The sequence below is a fragment of the Acidilutibacter cellobiosedens genome (assembly GCF_004103715.1).
Lineage (GTDB): Bacteria > Bacillota > Clostridia > Tissierellales > Acidilutibacteraceae > Acidilutibacter > Acidilutibacter cellobiosedens.
Window position 1 is genome coordinate 1853193 of record NZ_CP035282.1, and the last position, 20478, is coordinate 1873670.

Annotated in this window: 18 protein-coding genes; 2 read left to right on the forward strand and 16 right to left on the reverse strand. The window is 30.0% G+C overall.

Annotation, left to right across the window (positions count from 1 at the left end; all coding sequences use genetic code 11):
- Positions 1–65 precede the first annotated feature (65 nt).
- Positions 66–839, forward strand: a complete 774-nt coding sequence (locus EQM13_RS08925) for a DeoR/GlpR family DNA-binding transcription regulator (protein WP_206172975.1) — start codon at positions 66–68, stop codon at positions 837–839.
- A gap of 22 nt (positions 840–861) precedes the next feature.
- On the opposite strand, the gene EQM13_RS08930 is transcribed toward EQM13_RS08925, so the two are convergent.
- The 7 genes from EQM13_RS08930 to EQM13_RS08960 all read right to left on the reverse strand — a co-directional run bounded on the left by EQM13_RS08930 (position 862) and on the right by EQM13_RS08960 (position 9867).
- Positions 862–2166, reverse strand: a complete 1305-nt coding sequence (locus EQM13_RS08930; RefSeq protein ID WP_071138679.1) for a methionine gamma-lyase family protein — start codon at positions 2164–2166, stop codon at positions 862–864.
- Between the two features lie 28 nt (positions 2167–2194).
- Positions 2195–2437 carry an RNA chaperone Hfq gene (gene hfq / locus EQM13_RS08935; RefSeq protein ID WP_200795939.1) on the reverse strand — a complete coding sequence of 81 codons (243 nt, stop codon included), beginning with the start codon at positions 2435–2437 and terminating at the stop codon, positions 2195–2197.
- A gap of 3 nt (positions 2438–2440) precedes the next feature.
- Entirely contained in the window at positions 2441–3406 is a 966-nt protein-coding gene (gene miaA / locus EQM13_RS08940; RefSeq protein WP_071138677.1) for a tRNA (adenosine(37)-N6)-dimethylallyltransferase MiaA, read from the reverse strand.
- Between the two features lie 27 nt (positions 3407–3433).
- Positions 3434–5284, reverse strand: coding sequence for a DNA mismatch repair endonuclease MutL (mutL, locus tag EQM13_RS08945; protein WP_071138676.1), 1851 nt, complete (start codon positions 5282–5284; stop codon positions 3434–3436).
- A gap of 12 nt (positions 5285–5296) precedes the next feature.
- Positions 5297–7930 (reverse strand): DNA mismatch repair protein MutS, encoded by a 2634-nt coding sequence (mutS, locus tag EQM13_RS08950; protein ID WP_071138675.1) that lies wholly within the window; start codon positions 7928–7930, stop codon positions 5297–5299.
- Entirely contained in the window at positions 7923–9293 is a 1371-nt protein-coding gene (gene miaB, locus EQM13_RS08955) for a tRNA (N6-isopentenyl adenosine(37)-C2)-methylthiotransferase MiaB (RefSeq protein ID WP_114217735.1), read from the reverse strand. Before miaB ends, mutS begins: the two co-directional genes overlap by 8 nt.
- A gap of 268 nt (positions 9294–9561) precedes the next feature.
- On the reverse strand, positions 9562–9867 hold the full coding sequence (locus tag EQM13_RS08960) for a hypothetical protein (protein ID WP_071138673.1): 306 nt from the start codon (positions 9865–9867) through the stop codon (positions 9562–9564).
- A gap of 472 nt (positions 9868–10339) precedes the next feature.
- On the opposite strand from EQM13_RS08960, the gene EQM13_RS08965 reads away from it, so the two are divergent.
- Positions 10340–11539 (forward strand): pyridoxal phosphate-dependent aminotransferase, encoded by a 1200-nt coding sequence (locus tag EQM13_RS08965; RefSeq protein WP_071138672.1) that lies wholly within the window; start codon positions 10340–10342, stop codon positions 11537–11539.
- Positions 11540–11939: 400 nt separating this feature from the next.
- Here the strand turns inward: EQM13_RS08965 and EQM13_RS18225 are convergent, their stop codons facing one another.
- The 9 genes from EQM13_RS18225 to cmk all read right to left on the reverse strand — a co-directional run bounded on the left by EQM13_RS18225 (position 11940) and on the right by cmk (position 20449).
- Positions 11940–12092 carry a hypothetical protein gene (locus EQM13_RS18225; protein ID WP_159429021.1) on the reverse strand — a complete coding sequence of 51 codons (153 nt, stop codon included), beginning with the start codon at positions 12090–12092 and terminating at the stop codon, positions 11940–11942.
- A gap of 157 nt (positions 12093–12249) precedes the next feature.
- The gene (locus EQM13_RS08970; RefSeq protein ID WP_071138670.1) at positions 12250–12870 is read right to left on the reverse strand and encodes a MerR family transcriptional regulator; all 621 of its coding nucleotides are present in this window, start codon (positions 12868–12870) and stop codon (positions 12250–12252) included.
- Between the two features lie 178 nt (positions 12871–13048).
- On the reverse strand, positions 13049–14041 hold the full coding sequence (locus EQM13_RS08975; RefSeq protein WP_071138669.1) for a M42 family metallopeptidase: 993 nt from the start codon (positions 14039–14041) through the stop codon (positions 13049–13051).
- On the reverse strand, positions 14042–15061 hold the full coding sequence (locus tag EQM13_RS08980) for a M42 family metallopeptidase (RefSeq protein ID WP_071138668.1): 1020 nt from the start codon (positions 15059–15061) through the stop codon (positions 14042–14044).
- Positions 15052–16107 carry a M42 family metallopeptidase gene (locus EQM13_RS08985; RefSeq protein WP_071138667.1) on the reverse strand — a complete coding sequence of 352 codons (1056 nt, stop codon included), beginning with the start codon at positions 16105–16107 and terminating at the stop codon, positions 15052–15054. The genes EQM13_RS08980 and EQM13_RS08985 overlap by 10 nt, the downstream gene beginning before the upstream one ends.
- A gap of 112 nt (positions 16108–16219) precedes the next feature.
- Positions 16220–16999, reverse strand: coding sequence for a CheR family methyltransferase (locus EQM13_RS08990; protein WP_071138666.1), 780 nt, complete (start codon positions 16997–16999; stop codon positions 16220–16222).
- A gap of 209 nt (positions 17000–17208) precedes the next feature.
- Positions 17209–19188, reverse strand: a complete 1980-nt coding sequence (locus EQM13_RS08995) for a bifunctional 4-hydroxy-3-methylbut-2-enyl diphosphate reductase/30S ribosomal protein S1 (RefSeq protein WP_071138665.1) — start codon at positions 19186–19188, stop codon at positions 17209–17211.
- A 4-nt stretch (positions 19189–19192) separates the two neighbouring features.
- Positions 19193–19786, reverse strand: a complete 594-nt coding sequence (locus EQM13_RS09000; protein WP_071138664.1) for a lysophospholipid acyltransferase family protein — start codon at positions 19784–19786, stop codon at positions 19193–19195.
- 3 nt (positions 19787–19789) lie between these two features.
- Entirely contained in the window at positions 19790–20449 is a 660-nt protein-coding gene (gene cmk / locus EQM13_RS09005; protein WP_071138663.1) for a (d)CMP kinase, read from the reverse strand.
- Positions 20450–20478 lie beyond the last annotated feature (29 nt).

Below are 20478 nucleotides of genomic sequence, written 5' to 3' on the forward strand. Positions count from 1 at the left end.
TTTTTTATTATTAAAATAATATATAATATAATTAATTTATTAGAACAAAAGGGTGATTTAAAAAGATGTCTAAAATGTTCACAGAAGAAAGACATAATGAAATACTGAATGTATTAAACAACGAAGGGAAAGTTGTCGTCAACGATTTGAGTGAAAAATTTAACGTTACTAAGGATTGCATCAGAAAGGATTTAAAAATACTTGAAAAAAGAAATTTGTTGAAAAGAACTTATGGTGGAGCTGTCCCTATACGAAAATCTGCTCTGTATGAAAATATAGACGAGAGAAGAAATTTAAATTTAGAATCTAAAGCCATGATTGCTGAAAAAGCCTTTAATTTAATAGAAAATAATGAAACTGTATTTTTAGATATATCTACAACCAATATACTTCTTGCAAAACTTATTTCAAAATCTGATAAAAAATTAACGGTAGTAACAAATATGCTGGATATTATATCGGTTATAAATAGTAATGAAAATGATATTAAGATTATCTGTCCGGGCGGTATAGTAAATAAGGCTTTAAACGGTTTTACAGGTTCCATGACAATTGAAAGCATTTTAAATTATAGATTTTCCAAAGCTTTTATAGGTAGTTGCGGTATAAATATATTTGATAAAAGTATTACAACTTTTGATTTTGACGATGGAAATACAAAAAAAGCCGTAATAAAAAACAGTAAGACTATCTATCTTGTCATGGAAAATAAAAAGTTTTATTTTGACGGCAGTTTTAAATTTGCTACTCTGAATGACATAGATGCTATAGTAACGGAAGATTATCCCGGTAAAGATATAGCTAATATATTGGATAAAGTAAATGTAGAGCTTATTTAAATAATAGAAAAATGTAAGCCGATCAAATCAACTTACATTTTTCTATTAAATTCTTTTTATATAAATTGTTCAAGCTTATCATCACTCCAAGCTTACAATGCTCATAGGTTAACCCTCCTTGATAATAAGCAAAATAAGGTTCCCTCATAGGTCCGTCGGCACTAAGCTCAATAGAAGATCCATCTATAAATCCTCCTGCTGCCATTATAACCTTATCTTCATATCCAGGCATATCCCATGGCTCCGGAGTGACATAGAAATCGACAGGAGAAGCCTGCTGAATTCCTTTGCAAAACTCTTCTACCCCTTCAGGAGTCCCTAACTGTACTCCCTGGATTATATCACTTCTTTCATCATTTAAATCCGGAACAATTCTAAATCCAAGACCTTTATAAACAGAAGCCATTAGCAGTGCTCCTTTCATGGCTTCCGACACTACATGAGGCGACAAAAACAGCCCTTGTAATGTAGAGCGGGTAGTTCCAAAGGTAAGTCCGCATTCCTTTCCTAATCCAGGAGCAGTACTTCTACAGGCTACCAGTTCTATTAACTCCTTCTTCCCTACTGCATATCCTCCGGAGAGAGCTATCCCTCCTCCTGGATTTTTTATCAATGATCCTGCCATTATATCCGCGCCTACATCAATAGGTTCCAATCTTTGAGTAAATTCACCATAGCAATTATCTACCATTATAATTATATTGGGGAATTTCTCTTTTATTTCTTTTATTGCTTCTTTTATATCATCAATAGTTAGTGCATTTCGAGAACTATACCCTGTTGATCTTTGAATAAGTATCAATTTGGTTTTTTTCGATATTGTTTCAAGTACAGTTTTTAAATCTATTCTGTTGTTTTTATCCAAAGGGACTTCTTTATATTTTATATTATACTCTAATAGAGTTCCTTTCGCATGTCCCTTAATTCCTATAATTTTTTGAAGAGTATCATAAGGACTCCCTGTAATACAGATAAATTCATCCTCAGGCCTTAATATTCCGGAAAGCACTAATGTAATGGCATGAGTCCCCGATGCAATAGTAGGTCTTACTAAAGCATCTTCCCCATTAAAAACATAGGAATAAATTTTTTCTACCTTATCTCTTCCTATGTCTCCATAACCATATCCTGTTGTCCAATGAAAATCTGATGAACTTAATTTTGCCTTATGCATTGCGTTAATGACTTTATATTGATTGTATTCCTTTATTTCATTAATATCATTAAATTTATCCTTGATTAAACTTTCCCTCTTAAGTGTATAATTAATAACTTCTTCTTTTATTCCGAATTCCTTGCATAATACATTCATTGTGTACTTGTTCATTTGTTATTTTCGTCCTTCCGGTTTTGTATTAGTCCTCTTCTTCCAAAATTTTTCCTGAAACGTTAAGAACCTTAGTTGGAACTATAGTTGATATAGCATGTTTATATATTAGCTGTTGTTTTCCATCAGTATCCAGTATTATTATATAATTGTCGAAACCCTTTACATATCCCCTCAATTGATAACCATTAATCAAAAATACGGTTATACTTACATTTTCTTTTCTTACCCTGTTTAAAAATACATCTTGTAAATTAATAGCTGTTTTCAAAATTTAACCCTCCTTGTTTTTGTTTAGATTTAATTTATTTATAACATATTTAATAATATGATCGGAAACCTCTTCTATGCTTTTGTAATTGTCTAAATTAACCCATTCGATATTTTTTTCCCTTCTAAACCAAGTCAGTTGTCTTTTTGCATATCTTCTGGAATTAGTTTTAATAGATGATATGGCATTTTCCAATGTAGTCTTTCCTTTTAAATAAGGAATGATTTCTTTATATCCTATACCCTGCATAGAAACCAATTCTGGGCCATAACCCATTTTAAGCAGCGTATTTACTTCTTCTATTAATCCCTCCTCTATCATTTTTTCAACTCTTTTGTTAATCCTTTTATATAATTTTTCCCTATCCATAGTTATTCCGATTATTACAGCATTATAAGAATTATTCCTTTTTCTGAAATCTTTATAATAATAAGACATAGGTTTTCCGGTAGTATAATATATTTCCAATGCTCTGATTATTCTCTTTTTGTCATTCGGATTTATCCTTTTGGCAGAGGAAACATCTACTTTTTTCAATTCTTCATAAATATACTCCATTCCATAATTTTTACACAATAAATCATATTTATTTCTCAATTCCTGATTAGAAGGAACTTCAGTAAAAGATAAATTATATATAAGAGAATTAATATAAAATCCTGTTCCTCCTGTAACTATAGGTAATTTATTATTCTGGTCTATTTTATTGATATAGTATTTTGCTCTTTTCTTGTAATCCGCTACGGAAAACTCTTCATCTGGGTAAACTATATCTATCATATAATGAGGAATATTTTTCATTTCTTCAAATTTTACTTTTGCGGTTCCTATATCCATATATTTGTATATCTGCATGGAATCTGCCGAGATAATTTCTCCATTTAAATTTTCAGCTACGGATATGGATATGTCGGTTTTTCCTACTGCAGTCGGTCCTGCTATAATACAAAGAGGAATTTTTTTAGGCATCAAGCTCATCCTTACTATTTTATTTAATTATATAATTCTTTTAAATTCTTTTTCTAAATCCTTTCTGCTCATCTTTATAAATACAGGCCTTCCATGAGGACAAGTAAAAGGATTTTCTGCTTTTCCAAGTTCATTGATTAAACTATCTATTTCCATATCATGAATTTTATCTCCACCTTTAATTGCACTTGTACATGCAATTTTCATGATTTTTTCGATTTTTACTTCATAATTACTTTTAATATTATTATTCAGCGAATCTATTATTAAATATATCAATTCCTTATTATTGGGTTTTCCAAATATTAAAGGCACTCCTCTTATTAAAATACTGCTATATCCGAAATCTTCTATTTCAAAGCCCAGCTTGTTAAAAAGTTCTTTATTATCCTTTACTAAATTTAGCTCATCATTAGTTAAATCTAAGACCTCTGGACTGATAAGCATTTGAACTGCCACATTTTCATTTTCATATTCCTTCTTATACTTTTCATACATAATTCTTTCATGAGCAGCATGTTGATCTATCAAATATACATAATCATTAATTCTGTCTTCCAATAATATATAAGTTGAAAACAATATTCCAACTTTACGGCAATTTTTAAAAATGTTTTTGATTTGGACGGTATTATTATCTATAAAATTATATTCTTCATGAGGTTTTTGGGTATTGTTTTCTCTTTCATCGATAACTACTATTTCTCTTTCATTATAATTATTATAGCCATTTTTTTGCTGTTCTTCAATTTTTTCATTATAATAATCATAAACATTATCATTATAATGTTTATCATCTCTATTTTCTGTAACTATATCTATATAATCAATATTTTCTTTGGATTTTTCATCTTTCTTACTTTCTGTAAAATTTATATCGTGTATTTTCAAACCGCTTTTTAAACTATCTCTTATAATTCCTTGAACTACATCTTTAACAGCTTTTTCATTTTTAAATTTTATTTCCTGCTTTGTAGGATGAACATTTATATCTATTAACTGTGGATCCATCTCTATAAATAATATAAAGACAGGATATTTGTTTATAGGGATTAGGGATCTATAACATTCCTGTATTATCCCCGATAAAAAATAGCTTTTTATATATCTGCCGTTTATATATATATATTGATGACTTCTGTTCCCTCTGTAGACGTTGTTGTTTGATATGAGACCATATACTTTTATGCTGTCATAAGTGCTTTTAACTTCAATCAATCCCTTTAAAATTTCCTTACCTAAAACAGAATATATGCAGGAAGATAAATCTCCATTACCAGGAGTTTTTAAAGTCATTTTGTTATCCCTAATATATTTAAAAGATATATTTGGATTTCCCAAGGATAACTTATTAACTATATTGCCTATATAGTTTGATTCTACATTTTCATCCTTTAAAAATTTTTGCCTTACAGGAAGATTATAAAAAATATCTTTTACGATCATGGTGGTTCCATCCTGACAACCTATAATGTTCTTCTCTTTAATCTTCCCGTTTTCTACCAATACCTGAATACCCATGTTGTTATCACGAGTTTTTGTCAAAGCTTCAACTTTCCCTATGGTGGATATACTTGCTAAGGCTTCTCCCCTAAATCCCAAAGAATATATATGATTTAAATCTTCAACAGATCTTATTTTACTTGTAGAATATCTAAAAAAAGCATAGTCTATATCATCTTTGTCTATTCCTGTTCCGTCGTCGGTAACTCTTATATAGGACTTCCCACCATTTTTTATCTCAATCACTATAAATTTTGATTCCGCATCTATTGAATTTTCTATAAGCTCTTTTACGACCGAAGCCGGCCTTTCTATTACCTCTCCTGCCGCAATTTGAGCTTTTGTTTTTTCATCTAACAGTTTAATTTTTGACATACCATTTTCTCCCTATAGATTTTTTACGTTTTCAACCAGTTTATATAATATATTCATGGCATCCATCGGAGTAAGTTTTAATATATTTATATTTTTAATCTCTTCAATTAATTTATCCTTTTTAATTTGGAAGAGATCAATTTGATTATTTTTATTCTTCTTTTTTATTTTTGTCTCGGAAGATGACTTTTTATCATCTGTGATACCGGAATTCTTCATCTCAATCTCTGCTAATATTTCCTTTGCTCTGTTAATGATACTCTCATCTATTCCTGATAGTTTGGCAACTTCTATTCCATAGCTTCTGTCACTGCTTCCTCTGACAATCTTTCTTAAAAATTTAATACTGTCTCCTTCTTCTTGTATCATTATCGTAAAATTCTTAACCCCGTCAATCTTATCTTCCAATTGAGTTAATTCATGATAATGGGTGGCAAAAAGAGTTTTAGCTTTAATATGTTGAGCTATATACTCTACAACTGCTCCTGCAATACTTAATCCGTCAAAAGTACTCGTTCCTCTCCCCACTTCATCTAATATTATCAAACTTTTTTCCGTGGCATTTTTAATTATATTAGCTACTTCATTCATTTCTACCATAAAAGTACTTTCTCCCTGAGATAAGTTATCTGAAGCACCTATTCTGGTAAATATTTTATCTACAATTCCGATATCCGCCGAATCTGCCGGCACAAAACATCCTATTTGTGCCATTAATGTGATTAAAGCAACCTGTCTCATATAAGTAGATTTTCCGGCCATATTAGGTCCTGTGATAATGAGCATTTTATTTTCTTCATCTAAACAGGTATCATTGGGAACAAAAAATTTATCATTATTCTCTAACATCTTTTCTACAATTGGATGCTTTCCGTTTTTAATCTCTATTTTCTCTTCATTGTTTATATGAGGTCTTACATAATTATTCTTATAGGATACCTGAGATAAAGAATTCAATACATCTAATTTAGAAATAATCCTACTTACTCTTTGTATCCTATCCATTTCCTTTTTTATATCATCTCTAATTTGTACAAACAATTTATATTCCAAATTAATCATTCGATCTTCTGCTCCGAGAATTTTAGCTTCCATTTCTTTTAATTCGGGAGTTATAAACCTTTCCGCGTTGGATAGAGTTTGTTTTCTTATATAATTATCAGGTACTAAATCTAAATTTGCATTGGATACCTCAATATAGTATCCGAATACTTTATTAAATCCGACTTTTAATGACCTTATTCCGGTTTTTTTCTTTTCGGATTCTTCTAAATTACTTAGCCAGCCTTTCCCATTATGGGATAGATTCCTCAGTTCACATAACTCTTCATTATATGAACTTTTTATTATCCCTCCGTCCTTTAACGATACGGGAGGGTCATCAATTATGGATTTGTCTATCAGATTATAAACATCTTCCAAACAATCGATTTCTTTTCCTAATGTAATTAACGGTTCATAAGTGGAATTAATAAGAAGGTCTTTAATTAAAGGTAAATTTTCGAGAGAAATTTTCAATGAAATTAGATCCCTTCCATTGCAGTTTCCATTGGAAATCTTACCTGACAATCTCTCTAAATCATATATTTTACTTAAGGAATCTTTGACCTTATCCATAAATATAATATCATTTACAAAAATGTCTATTATATCAAGCCTTTTATTTATATCCCTTATGCTTAAAAGAGGTTGCTCCAACCACTTTTTTAAAAGTCTTCCTCCCATTGCAGTAGAAGTTTTATCAAGTATCCACAATAAAGAACCTTTTTTTTCTCTTCCCCTTATGGTTTCCACTATCTCCAGATTTGTTCTTGCATTAATATCTAAAATCATGTATTCATTGAATTCATAATAGGATATATTTTTTAAATGGTCAAGAGAATTTTTTTGGGTACTGTATAAATAATCTAACAGCACTCCCATAGACCTTATGGAATAGTTTTTATTAAATAAGCTGTTTTTTTCATTAACGGTTATATTAAAATGTTTCTGAACTTTGTCTATATAATCCTCTTCATCTATTATACCGTCATCATACTTATCTATATAAGCATTTATCCTATTTCTGATAAAATTCATAATCTTTTTATTGTTATAAAGAAGTTCGTTGACCAATATCTCAGAAGGATTTATTTTCCCTATTTCATCTAATATAAAATTATAAATATCCTTTTCATTTCCCATACATTCCGTTGTATATACTTCTCCTGTTGAGATATCGGCATAAGTAAGGCCTACCCCTTCTTCATTCATATATAAAGATGCTATAAAATTATTTGATTTCTCATCTAAGGCGTTTGTATCAGTTATAGTTCCTGGAGATATGATTTTCACTATATCTCTTTTCACTATACCCTTTGCAAATTTAGGATCTTCCAATTGCTCACAGATAGCGACTTTATATCCCTTATCAATTAATTTCGCAATATAAGGTTCTACCGCGTGATGAGGTACTCCGCACATAGGAGCCTTTTCCTTCTGGCCACAATCCCTTTGAGTAAGAGTAATTTCCAACTCCTTAGACGCAGTAAGAGCATCTTCGAAAAACATTTCATAGAAATCTCCAAGCCTGAAAAAAAGAATACAGTCTTTATAATTAGATTTAATTTTTTTATATTGATTCATCATCGGTGTTAAACTACTCAAAGATATCCCCTCCAGCAATGCTGTTATCCAATATATGTCCTTCCATAGTAAAAGTTTTGGTGGTATCTATTTTAACATTGATCAGTTTTCCTATAAGATCTTTGTTTCCTTTAAAATGTACCAATTTATTTGTTCTCGTTCTTCCAGTAAGCATCTTTGGGTTATTTTTGCTGATTTCTTCGACCAGAACTTCTACAGTCTTGTTATTGTATTTTAAATTATTCTCATTAAAAATAGGATAAAGTTCGTCCAGCAAAGTTTGAAATCTTTTATGTTTTATTTCATCCGGGACTTGATTCTTCATTTCTGCAGCTTTTGTCCCCTCCCTTACGGAATATATAAAGGTGAAGGCAGAATCATATTTACATTTTTTAGCCAAATCGATTGTTTCCTCGAAATCTTCTTCTGTTTCTCCCGGGAATCCTACTATTATATCCGTCGTTAAAGCAATATTAGGTATTCTCTCCTTAATCTTGGATACTAATGATAAATACTTTTCTTTTGTATAGTTTCTGTTCATAGCTTTAAGAATTTTGTTGCTTCCGGACTGAACAGGAAGATGAAGGTGCTCGCATACTTTGTCACACTGAGCCATAGTAAGTATTAAATCGTCAGAAAGATCTTTAGGATGGGAAGTCATAAATCTAATTCTTTCGATACCGTCAATGTTATTAAGATTTCTCAATAACATTGAAAAATTGTAATCTCTGTTTAGAGTTTTTCCGTAAGAATTAACATTTTGTCCTAATAAGGTGATCTCTTTACATCCTTCTTTTGAAAGCTTTTCCGCTTCGCAAATGATATCTTCCGGTTCCCTGCTTTTTTCTCTTCCCCTTGTATAGGGCACTACACAGTAAGTACAAAAATTATTACATCCATACATTATGTTTATAAAAGCCTTATAAGAATATTTTCGCTTTGCATCTATAGATTCTTCTATTTGTCTGGACTCCTCTTCAATATCTACGATGGTTTTGCCCGTCTGGAGATGAGTGTCAATTAATTGAGGGAGCTTCTGAATATTGTTTACTCCGAATATTATATCAACTTGTTTATATTTTTTTAATATAATATTTCTTATTTCCTCTCTTTGCATCATACATCCGCACAGGCATAATATTATATCAGGTCTTTTTCTTTTTAATTTTTTTAATTCTCCCAGTTTACCGTACACTTTTAATTCGGCATTTTCTCTTATAAGACATGTATTATATATAATTAAATTGCTGTCTTCAATATTATCTGTATGTTCATATCCGATATTCTCCAGCATCCAAGCTATTTCTTCACTGTCGTGTTCATTCATTTGACAACCATATGTAAAAATACAATATTTACCTTTTTTATAGTAACTTTGTTTCATTTATTATTTATCTCCTATCTTTTTATATGTTTTAATTATAGCATATTTTTTACAAAATAAGCAAAACATAAACTAAAAAGAATTGTAAGACCGACTTCTACTGCTCAATGGCATATATTTAAATTATAAATTAATAATTCAAAAATAAAGTAATCGGACCTGTTTACTTTGCTTTTCCGATTACTCCTCTTCTATTTTACCAAAATATTCATGTTTATACAAGATTATTTTTAAATGTAAAGCAACTACTTTTTATTTAGGCAGTTATTCAAAATATAGATTCCAGCCAAGTTCCCCAAATAAAATACAAAGGAGGAAAGAACATAATGACCATTATTAGATTTCCGAACACTCCGATTTTCCCTATCTTTTTAATAGATGGTATTGTATTCTTGTTTTTATTACCAATGATACCCAGAATAGTTCCAAGAATACAGCATGAATACATAAACAACCACTCGGAACCATACAGTTGTATTTTTAAAGGAGTAAGTACTTGAGCTAAAGCAAATACAAATAAAAGAAAAGAAATAATTTTTAAAGCATTAAATACTGATTTAAAGTTAATAAACATTTATATCTTCCTCAAAATTAATTTTTATTTACATCAATCAAATTTCAAATACATCTTATGTTAAGGTTCAACTGCAGAGATTTTGAACCGTTTCTTTTCCAATATGTGATTTCAATACATCTTATGTTAAGGTTCAACTACTCTGAAATACATAATTATTCTTTGCAGAAAATCTTTAAAAGGCTGTTGTTTTCTCGCTTTTATTATTATTTTCCCAACCATTTTTATTAAATTTATTTATATAATTATTATATCCTTAGAATAGCTGTTTTGCAATAATTTGAATTAAATTAATCCATAACTCCATCAATTTTAAAAATATTTTTAAATATTTAACAATAATTTATGAATTTTATGTTAAATATTTAATTATATAGAAGTATATCATTTATTTGAGCTTTGTGTTATCATAAATATGGATAATTAATATAGTAAATGTATTTTCGAAATTTTTATTAAGGAGGTTTTTCCAATGCATTTTTCTAAAAGAATAATTTCTATGCAGCAGTCACCTATTAGGAAATTAGCTCCTATAGCACAAGAGGCAAGGAAAAAAGGTAAGAAAGTATATCATCTCAATATAGGTCAGCCTGATATTAAAACTCCTGATGAATTTTTTGACGCAATAAAAAATTATAGAGAAGAAGTTCTTAGTTATGAGTTGTCTACAGGTATGCCGGAATTAATAAAAAGTTTTATTGAATATTATAAAAAGCATAACATCTATTTTGATGAGGATGAAATACTTATTACAAATGGCGGAAGTGAGGCTCTTATATTTTCTTTAATGGCCATATGTGATGATGGCGAAGAAATACTTATTCCAGAACCTTTCTACACAAATTATAACGGTTTTAGTACTATGACAGGAGTAAAGGTAATTCCAATAACTACAAAAGCAGAAGACGGATTTCATTTACCTGACAAATCGGAAATAATAAAATTAATATCTTCTAAAACAAGAGGAATACTCTTGTCTAATCCGGGAAATCCCACTGGAACAGTATATACTGAGAAAGAAATATATATGCTTAGAGATATAGCAAAAGAATACAACTTATACATAGTTGCTGATGAAGTCTATAGAGAGTTTATATATGATGGGTTAAAACACATTAGTTTCTGTTATTTGGATGATATAAAAGATAACGTTATCTTAGTAGACAGTATATCGAAAAGGTATAGTGCATGCGGGGCTAGAATTGGATGTGTTGCTTCAAAGAATAAGAAGCTGATTAAGGAAATATTGAAACTTTGTCAAGGAAGGCTTTGTGTTGCAACTTTAGAACAAGTAGGTGCTTGTAATTTAATTAATGTTTCCGAGAGATACTTTGAAGAAACTAAAAATGAATATGTAAGAAGAAGAGATACGGTTTATAATGCATTGAAAGAGATGAAAGGAGTTATCTGTGAAAAACCCCATGGAGCTTTTTATGTTATGGCCAAACTACCTGTTAAAAATGCAGAAGATTTTATTATCTGGCTTTTAACTGATTTTAGTATAGATAATGAAACTGTAATGATGGCTCCAGCAGAAGGATTTTATGCCACAAAAGGCCTTGGAATTGATGAAGTAAGAATTTCTTATTGCTTGAACGTAAAGGATTTGGAGAGAGCTATGTATATACTCAATGAAGCGTTAAAGGTTTATCCGGATAAAAAAATATTATAAATTAAGAAAATCTTTTTTGAAATCCATATTAGGAGTAAAGTGACATATGCCAGAAATTTTATTAATTGCTATGCAAATACTTAATATTTATCTGTTATTTTATACAAGAAAAAATATATATACTTGGTATTTGTACCATTGGATTGGGGGGATATTGCCACTAATTCAAATTGTAATATTAACAAAAAAGAAGAGGGAGTCTACTAAATTTTATTTATTAAGAGTAATTATTTTGTATACAATATCAATATTTTTCTTTTCTGTTGCTCTTATATGGATACTTATGAAAGATATATTTAAGATATGGTCTAAATAAATGTTTTAAAAAATAAAAATACCTCTAATTAATACTTAATCAGAGGTATTTTTATAATATGTGCAATATAACGAATTTCATAAATTAATCCTCTTGAATAAGAATATTTTCATATAATTCGCATACATCACAATCACAAAAACCTTTATTATTATTTATGCAAGTTATGGCTCCGCACTTTTTATAATCACATATTTTTTTAATTTTGCTTTTTTTCTCTATGCATTTTTTCTTCATAGCTATTCGCTCCCCTTGGTTCATTATAAAAATAATAACATATAATCGAAAAAATTTCAATGATTTTTTAAAAAAATGCATAATTTGTTTTTGAATATTGCAAATACAAATAAATATTTTTGAATGACAATTTCAAAATGAAATTTAAAATTATCGTTCATTCATTTTTGCCAAACTTGAATATTCTCTTAAAAAAATTGCTTTCACTATTTTCTCTCCTATTTATTTTTTCCTTCAATTCTGCTACTTCATATGATTTTTCTTTTACTTTCATTTTAAGCTTAGCATTTTCACATATAAGAACATCCCTTTCTTTACTGTTTATTTCATTTCTCAACATTATTATTTCTTCCTTTAATTCGTTTATGGTATTAATGCTATGTTCGTTTCCGTTTTTTAATATAGGGACCAATTCCTCCAAAAGTAATTGCTGAACATTTCCGCTGATTTCTTTAGATATTTCCGTTGTATCAATATTTGCCACATCAAAACTTTTATTTGGCACTATGCTGGTTATGGCTGTTTCATCTTGGTCTGACATCATCATTTGCGGAGTTTTTATTATAAGCTTTATTTGCTTATTACTAAATCCCTTTTCTTGAAGTGATTTAATATACTGAAACAATTCTATTTCTTTATACGTGTAATATCTATGATTTGATTCATTTCTTGGAATATCCAGCACAAATTCTTTTTCATAATACCTTAAAACATGTGGAGGATATCCGGTAGTTTCAGATACTTCAGAAATAGTATATTCTTTGTCAGTTTCCAACATCTCTATTCCCCCTCATTAAAATCCTAATATTTAGTAGTTCTTTATATATCCGATATTTCCTCCTATTTTTTTATATCAAATACTGACATGAATTTTTGTTATTATTTAAATTTATATAAAATCAGATAACAAAAAACAAAATGAATGGTCTAACCATTCATTTTGTTTTAAATTTATTTTAGATTTCTTTTTCCAATAATTTAGTTAGCAGCTTGATGGAATTTAAAATATCATCTTTTGCCGCCATCTCCACTGTAGAATGAACATATCTTGTGGGTACGGATATAACTCCTGACGGAACTCCTTCTCTTGTAAGATGAATTGCCCCTGAATCTGTTCCTCCATATTCTAATACCTCTAATTGATATGGAATACCATTTTCTTTAGCCGTATCAATCATAAGCTGTTTAACTAAAGGATGAGCTATTACCAAGTTATCCTTTACTTTAATTGCAGTTCCTTTATTTAAGGATATGGCAAATCTTTTAGCTTTTGGAGTATCTCCGCTCCCTGTTACATCTAAAGCAATCCCCATATAAGGATTAACCTTATAAGCGGATGTTTTGGCACCTCTTGTTCCTACTTCTTCCTGAACGGTAAACACAAAATATAAATCATTAACGGTTTTTTTAATATTTTTAAGAGTTTCAATCATTATAAAGCATCCAACTCTGTCATCTAAACATTTTGTAAATACCGCATTATCGTTTTCATCATAATCCGATTTATACACACATATATCTCCGATGGATACTTTCTTTTCCGCATCTTCCTTATTTAATGCCCCGATATCTATAAACATATTTTCAAGTTTAAGCTTAGAAATATCATCCATATGTTCTGCAAAAATAACTCCTGCAGTGCCATTTTCAAAAACCACTTTTTGACTCAGTGATACAAAAGGAGATATGCCTCCTACACTGGTAAATCTTAAGAATCCGTTTTTATCGATGTCTGTTACCATAAGTCCTATTTGATCCATATGACCTGCTATCATTATCTTTTTTCCGCTTCCTTTTTTATGAGCAATTAAATTCCCCAGCGGATCTACTTCAACTTCATCTACATAGTTTTTTATCTCTTTTGATATGAAATTTCTTATATTTTCTTCATTACTGGAAGGTGAATATATGCTAACCAGATTTTTTAACAGTTCTCCATTAAAATTCATTTAAAAATCCCCCTTTTCCATTTCGGTAATAACAGATTTTACTAATTTAAAAGTATTGTCATAGTCATTCTTAGACATTACGGATATAGGCGAATGAATATATCTGCATGGAACAGATATAGTTGTTGTAACACATCCTCCTTTGGCTTGGTGAATCTTTCCCGAATCGTTTCCTCCTGAACTTATTTTCCTGTACTGATAAGGGATATTATATTTTTTAGCAGTTTCTTCAATTTTTTTTCTCATATCTCTGTCAAATACAGTAGTTCTATCCATGAGAGAAATTGCCGGCCCTTTTCCTAAGGTAGTAGAAGTCAGATGGCCGTCAGTATCGGGCATATCATAACATAAAGTTCCTTCCAATATAATAGCTCTTTCAGGCTCTATAGCATAAGCGGCAGGACCTGCACCTATTAGCCCTACTTCTTCCATTACTGTAAATATTCCATAAAATTCCATCTTTGTTTTTTCTTTTAACAGGTTAACAAGTATACTACATCCTGTTCTGTTATCCAATGCTTTTGCTTTAACAAGACTTTTACCAAATTCAACATAGTTACTTTGAAATGAAACATAATCCCCTATTTCAACATTTTTTTGAGCCTCTTCTTTACTGTCAGCTCCTATATCAATATAAAGCTGATCCAAATTTAAAGCCTTGTCTCTTTCTTCCTTTTTTTGAAGATGAATTGGCTTTGCACCTATGACTCCGGGGATTTTTTTCTCTCCTACAAGTACAGGCTTGGAAACCAGTATTCTTTTATCCACTCCTCCTACTGTAGTAAACTTAATTAATCCGGATTCTCCAAAACCGGTAACCATTAAACCCACTTCATCCATATGGGCGGTTACCATGAGCCTTGGACTGTTTGTTTCACCTTTTTTATAAGCAATAATATTACCTAATCTATCTACCTTAACTTCATCGACATAATCTTTTATTTCATCTAAGATAATATTTCTGACTTCTCTTTCATTACCAGATACTCCGGAAGCTTCAGTTAATTTTTTTAGTAACATAGTAATCCCTCCAAATTTTCTTTTGAAATGGAAGCAATAAATAAAGCAAGTAATTTTCCGGTATTTTTAATGTCATTCATGTCTATAACTTCTACAGAAGTATGCATATATTTTAAAGGAAGAGATATACATAATGCGGGAATTCCTTCTCTGCTTATCTGTATAGCTCTTGCATCCGTTCCTGTAGGCCCCGGCTCTACTTCAAATTGATAAGGAATATTGTATTCCTTTGCTATTTCAACAAGCTTCTTTCTGAGTCCCGGATGAATATTACCGCCGATAGTGATACCAGGCCCCTTTCCAATGTCTAAGGTATATTCCTTCGGTATCTCGGGAGATGAAGCAAATCCTACATCTACAGCAATACCGATATCGGGATTTATTCCATAAGTACTCGTATAGGCACCTCTTGTCCCCACTTCTTCTTGAACAGTAGAAACTAAGTAAGCATCAGCTTCATGATTTAATTTTTTTAATTCTTTAATACATTCATAAAGAGCAATTATTCCTGTCCTGTCATCAAGAGCTTTGCCTGTATATTTCTCGTTTAAGAGATGAGTTAACTTCCTTCTTATAGTAATAACGTCTCCAATTTTTACTATCTTTTCAACTTCTTCCTTGGAATACCCTATATCTATAGCCATATCCTCCATTTTAACTGCTTTGTCCAATTCATCGCGAGTTTGCAAATGAGGAGGTTTAACGCCAATAACTCCAAATAGGTCCTTTTCCCCATGAACTATTACTTCTTGTCCTAAAAGAGTTCTTTGATCTATTCCTCCAATTTGAGTAAATCTTAAAAATCCGTTGTCTTCAATGGCCGTAACCATAAGTCCTATTTCGTCCATATGTGCTGCAACCATTATTTTGATCTTGCTTTCCTTTTTATTTCCTCTTTTAATTGCAATTATATTGCCAAGGTTATCAACCTTTAATTCATCAGCATATTTTCCCATCACATCAGCTATACTGTCTTTCAATGAATATTCATATCCTGATGGGCCAAAACCATTGGACAATCTCTCTAAAAATTCTGTACTTTCCAAAAGAACCCCCCCTTTACATATTTACAAAAATATTATATCATAAAAAATTATTTGAATTAATTAAATATTTTTTATAAACCATAATTTATACTTGACCTTATATATTAATGCTTTAATAGAAGATTTTTTTATAAAAGAATGTTTTTATGGACCTATAATTGTACCTTTCAGGAAGTATAATTTGTTCTGTACTTCCCAAAAATAATACCCCTTCATTACTTAGACTTTCAAAAAATTTCTTATATAATAATTCCTTTCCCTTATCCGTAAAATAAATCATTACGTTTCTGCATATTAATAAGTCAATATCCCTTGGAAAAGGATTTTTTAGTAAATCGATTTTTTTAAAATCAACGCAATTTTTAATAGTATCTTTTATTTTATAAGAACTTTCTATCCTATCAAAAAATTTATTTTTAAATTCCAGAGGAAGGTTTTGAAGAGATTTTTCACTGTAAAGACCAATTTTAGCCTTCCTCATTGCTTCTTCATCAATATCCGTTGCCAAAATTTTTATATTTTTCAAATCAAAGAACTTACTTAAAAGCATGACTGTTGAATAGGGCTCTTCGCCGGTTGAACAAGCCGAACTCCATACTTTAGGGGAGCCTTTACATTTTTTTATAATATCAGGTAAAATATAATTTTCAAGAACATGCCACTGACTTGGGTTTCTATAAAATTCCGATACATTAATGGTAAGATAGTTAATAAATTCATTCAATATCTTTTTATTGTTTTTAATTCCCAAATAATAATCATCAAAATCTTTATAGTTATTTCTTGTAAGTAAAGAAGTAATTCTTCTTTTCATCTGTTTTTCCTTATAATAGTTTAAATCAATATTTAAGAGACTGTTTATTTGCTTTTTAAAATCTTCGTACTTGTCCATATATTAACTCCTTTACAATTATTTAAACAGGTAATTTATAATTATATTATCATTTTAATTGTCGTCTTTCAATTATTTAAAATTATACCCATAAAAAAATCTGCGGCTTTTAAGCCACAGAAATAATGTAAAGGGGGTCTTGATGTAGTTTGTGAGGTCAATAGTTATTATCTGCAAAAATTTTAATTTTATTCAAGCCCCTATTAATATTATTTATCTTCTTTAATAACATCTTCTATAGTAACATTCATATCTTCCTTAGGAATATCGACCTTTTCTTCTTCCTTAAGTGGTTCTTCTTTTTTTTCTATTTCTTTAATACTTAAGCTTATTCTTCTTTCATCTTCTTTTATGTCCATAATTTTAGCTTTGACTATTTCTCCAAGTTTTAATACATCAGAAGGCTTATTTATATGTTCATTTGATATTTGAGATACATGAATAAGACCGTCTACTCCTTCCTTTAATCTTACAAAAGCTCCAAAATCAAGCAAATTCACAACTTCTCCCTCAACAATGTCTCCTATTTTATTCTCATCTATAAACACTTTCCACGGTTCAGGAACTATTTGCTTTAATCCAAGAGATATTCTGTTGTTTTCCTTATTGAAATCTAAAATTACAGCTTCAACATTATCCCCTTCTTTTACTACCTCCGATGGATGTTTAATATGACTCCAGGATAAATCCGATATGTGTATAAGACCGTCTAATCCTCCTAAATCTACAAAAGCTCCGAAATTAGTTAACCTCTTTACTGTTCCCTTTATAATGTCACCTTTTCTTAATGTATTCCATAGGGACTCTTTCTTTTCTTCCAATTCTTCTTTTTCTACAGCCTTTCTTGAAAGAATCACTTTATTTTTATTTCTGTCTATATCTATTATTTTAACTTTAATTGTTTTACCTTTAAAAACGTCAAGATCATCAACGTATTTCATTGAAGCCAAAGAAGCCGGAATGAAAGCCCTTATTCCATTGACAATTGCTATGACTCCTCCCTTGACTACTTCCGTTACTTTACATTCAATATCATTTCCTTCTTTAAATATATTTTCTATTTCGTCCCAGCCTTTTTTCTCCTGAGCTTTTTTAATCGATAATAATACGTTTCCTTCTCCATCGTCTAAATCCAATACACATACTTCTATTTCGTCGCCTTCTTTATATAAATCCTTTGGATTTACAAAGGGATCATTCGACAATTCTTCTTTTGGAATCGCTCCATCGGACTTATATCCTACATTTACCATTATTTCATTATCTGTCACTGATAATATCTTTCCTTTAACTATTTCTCCTCTATGAAGTCTTATAACAGAATCCTCCAGAGCTTTTCTTATATCTTCCTCATTATTATAATTTTCCATTGTACTGATAACCTCCTTAATTATCCACTCAGGTGTAGAGGCACCTGCAGTTATTCCAATTGTATTAAATTTTGAGATTTTCTCTATAGGTAAATCATTTTTTGTCTCTATATGAAAAACATTTTTACAATATTTCTTGCTTATTTCCACTAATTTGTTTGTATTAGAACTTTGAAATCCTCCAATAACTATCACGGCATCTGACTTTTCAGCAATTTCTTTACAAGCCGTCTGCCTTAAATCCGTTGCATTACATATAGTATTAAAGAGCTTTACTTCCTTTCCCTTTTTTAAAATTATGTTAGATATCTCGTCAAACTTTTCCTTTCTATTTGTAGTTTGAGAAACAACACATATTTTATCAAACTCCGGTAATGCATCTGCTTCTTCTTTATTATTTACGATTATGCCTTCGTTATTACACCATCCATTAATGCCGATTATCTCTGAGTGATATTTATCACCTATTATTATTATTTTATAGCCTTTATCAAAAAATTCTTTAACTTTTTTTTGTATATTTTTAACAAAAGGACAAGTAGCATCTATTAATTTCAAATCATTATCTTCTATTATCTTATAAATATTCAAAGGAACACCGTGAGATCTTATTATAACTCTTCCAGCCTTTATATCCTTTATATCGTCTATTATCCCAAGACCTTGTTCCTTTAAACGATCTGTTAACTGTGGATTATGTACTAATGGTCCTAAAGAATAAAGATTTTCTCCTTTATTTTTAATTTCTTTTTCCGCACAGTCTACAGCTCTTTTAACTCCAAAGCAAAAACCTAAATGTTCAGCGATTAGGATATTCACAAATCTATTCCTCCCAATTATTCTTCAAAGAATATATATTTTTCATTACTTCCTTACTTAACACTCTATATTCATCTGTAGAAAGTTTTTTCCCATAATATTCATTAAAATATATCGGGGAACCAATTTTAATGGTTAATTTACTGAAAATCTTATATTTTGATTGTATAAGAACTGGTACAATAGGGGACTTTGCTTTAATAGTAATTAATGCAATTCCAGGTTTCGCATTTTCAATATTTTCTTCAATGATTCTTTTCCCTTCCGGGAAAATACCTAAAACTTTCTCTTTTCTTAGTATATCTATAGAAGTTCTTATAGCTGATAGATCAGCGGATTTTCTATTAACAGGAAAGGCTCCTAAAGCTGTAATTATTATATTTAAAAATTTGTTTTTGAATAATTCCTTTTTGGCCATAAAATGTATAGGTCTTGGAAATAATATCCCAATAATTACTGGGTCCAGAAGACTTTCATGATTAGCGCATACTATTATTCTGCCATTTTTGGGTATATTATCTTTTCCTATTACTTTTACTCTGAATAGTATTCTCACTAAAATATTACCTATAAATTGAGTACATCTATAGAAAACCATTTTCTACCTCCCTTCAATTATTTTTAAAATTTCATCTACACTTTCATTTATGGATTTATTGGTAGTATCGATTTCATATGCATCATCACTCTTAGTGAGAGGAGATTTTTCCCTGGTACTATCTATTTTATCCCTTCTTGAAATTTGATCTTCCACTTCTTCTATAGTTAAGTTCTTTTCCCCCGCTTTAACCAAGTCTTCAAATCTTCTTTTTGCTCTTTCATGGATAGAAGCAATGACAAAAAATTTAAAATCAGCATTAGGTAATACCACTGTTCCAATATCCCTTCCATCCATTACCACACTTTTTTGTGAAGCTATATTTTGTTGTATTTTAACTAATTCTTCTCTTACTTCTTTTATTTTAGCAACATCAGATACATTCTGGCTTACAATATTTTCTCTTATCTGCTTGTCTACTATCTTTTTATCCAAATATATATGACCATTTCTAAAATCAATAGAAGTGTTGTTCAGTTCTTTTAATAATGAATATGTATCATTCAAATCTATATTATTTTCTATCAATTTAAGAGTAAGAGCTCTATACATAGCTCCTGTATCTATATAATCAGCATTTATTTTCTGAGCTATTATTTTACCTATAGTACTTTTCCCGGCACCGGCAGGTCCATCTATAGCAATAGTAATTCTTTTATTCATTATGCTTAAAAATTCCTCCTCATATTATA

Coding starts and splice junctions, on each gene's coding strand:
- miaA (WP_071138677.1), bottom strand. CDS start 3,406: ATGCCTAAAAAAATTCCTCTTTGTATTATAGCAGGACCGACTGCAGTA.
- EQM13_RS09000 (WP_071138664.1), bottom strand. CDS start 19,786: ATGGTTTTCTATAGATGTACTCAATTTATAGGTAATATTTTAGTGAGA.
- EQM13_RS08980 (WP_071138668.1), bottom strand. CDS start 15,061: ATGTTACTAAAAAAATTAACTGAAGCTTCCGGAGTATCTGGTAATGAA.
- EQM13_RS08970 (WP_071138670.1), bottom strand. CDS start 12,870: ATGTTGGAAACTGACAAAGAATATACTATTTCTGAAGTATCTGAAACT.
- EQM13_RS18225 (WP_159429021.1), bottom strand. CDS start 12,092: ATGAAGAAAAAATGCATAGAGAAAAAAAGCAAAATTAAAAAAATATGT.
- cmk (WP_071138663.1), bottom strand. CDS start 20,449: ATGAATAAAAGAATTACTATTGCTATAGATGGACCTGCCGGTGCCGGG.
- EQM13_RS08930 (WP_071138679.1), bottom strand. CDS start 2,166: ATGAACAAGTACACAATGAATGTATTATGCAAGGAATTCGGAATAAAA.
- mutL (WP_071138676.1), bottom strand. CDS start 5,284: ATGTCAAAAATTAAACTGTTAGATGAAAAAACAAAAGCTCAAATTGCG.
- EQM13_RS08990 (WP_071138666.1), bottom strand. CDS start 16,999: ATGGACAAGTACGAAGATTTTAAAAAGCAAATAAACAGTCTCTTAAAT.
- EQM13_RS08960 (WP_071138673.1), bottom strand. CDS start 9,867: ATGTTTATTAACTTTAAATCAGTATTTAATGCTTTAAAAATTATTTCT.
- EQM13_RS08925 (WP_206172975.1), top strand. CDS start 66: ATGTCTAAAATGTTCACAGAAGAAAGACATAATGAAATACTGAATGTA.
- EQM13_RS08975 (WP_071138669.1), bottom strand. CDS start 14,041: ATGAATTTTAATGGAGAACTGTTAAAAAATCTGGTTAGCATATATTCA.
- EQM13_RS08965 (WP_071138672.1), top strand. CDS start 10,340: ATGCATTTTTCTAAAAGAATAATTTCTATGCAGCAGTCACCTATTAGG.
- miaB (WP_114217735.1), bottom strand. CDS start 9,293: ATGAAACAAAGTTACTATAAAAAAGGTAAATATTGTATTTTTACATAT.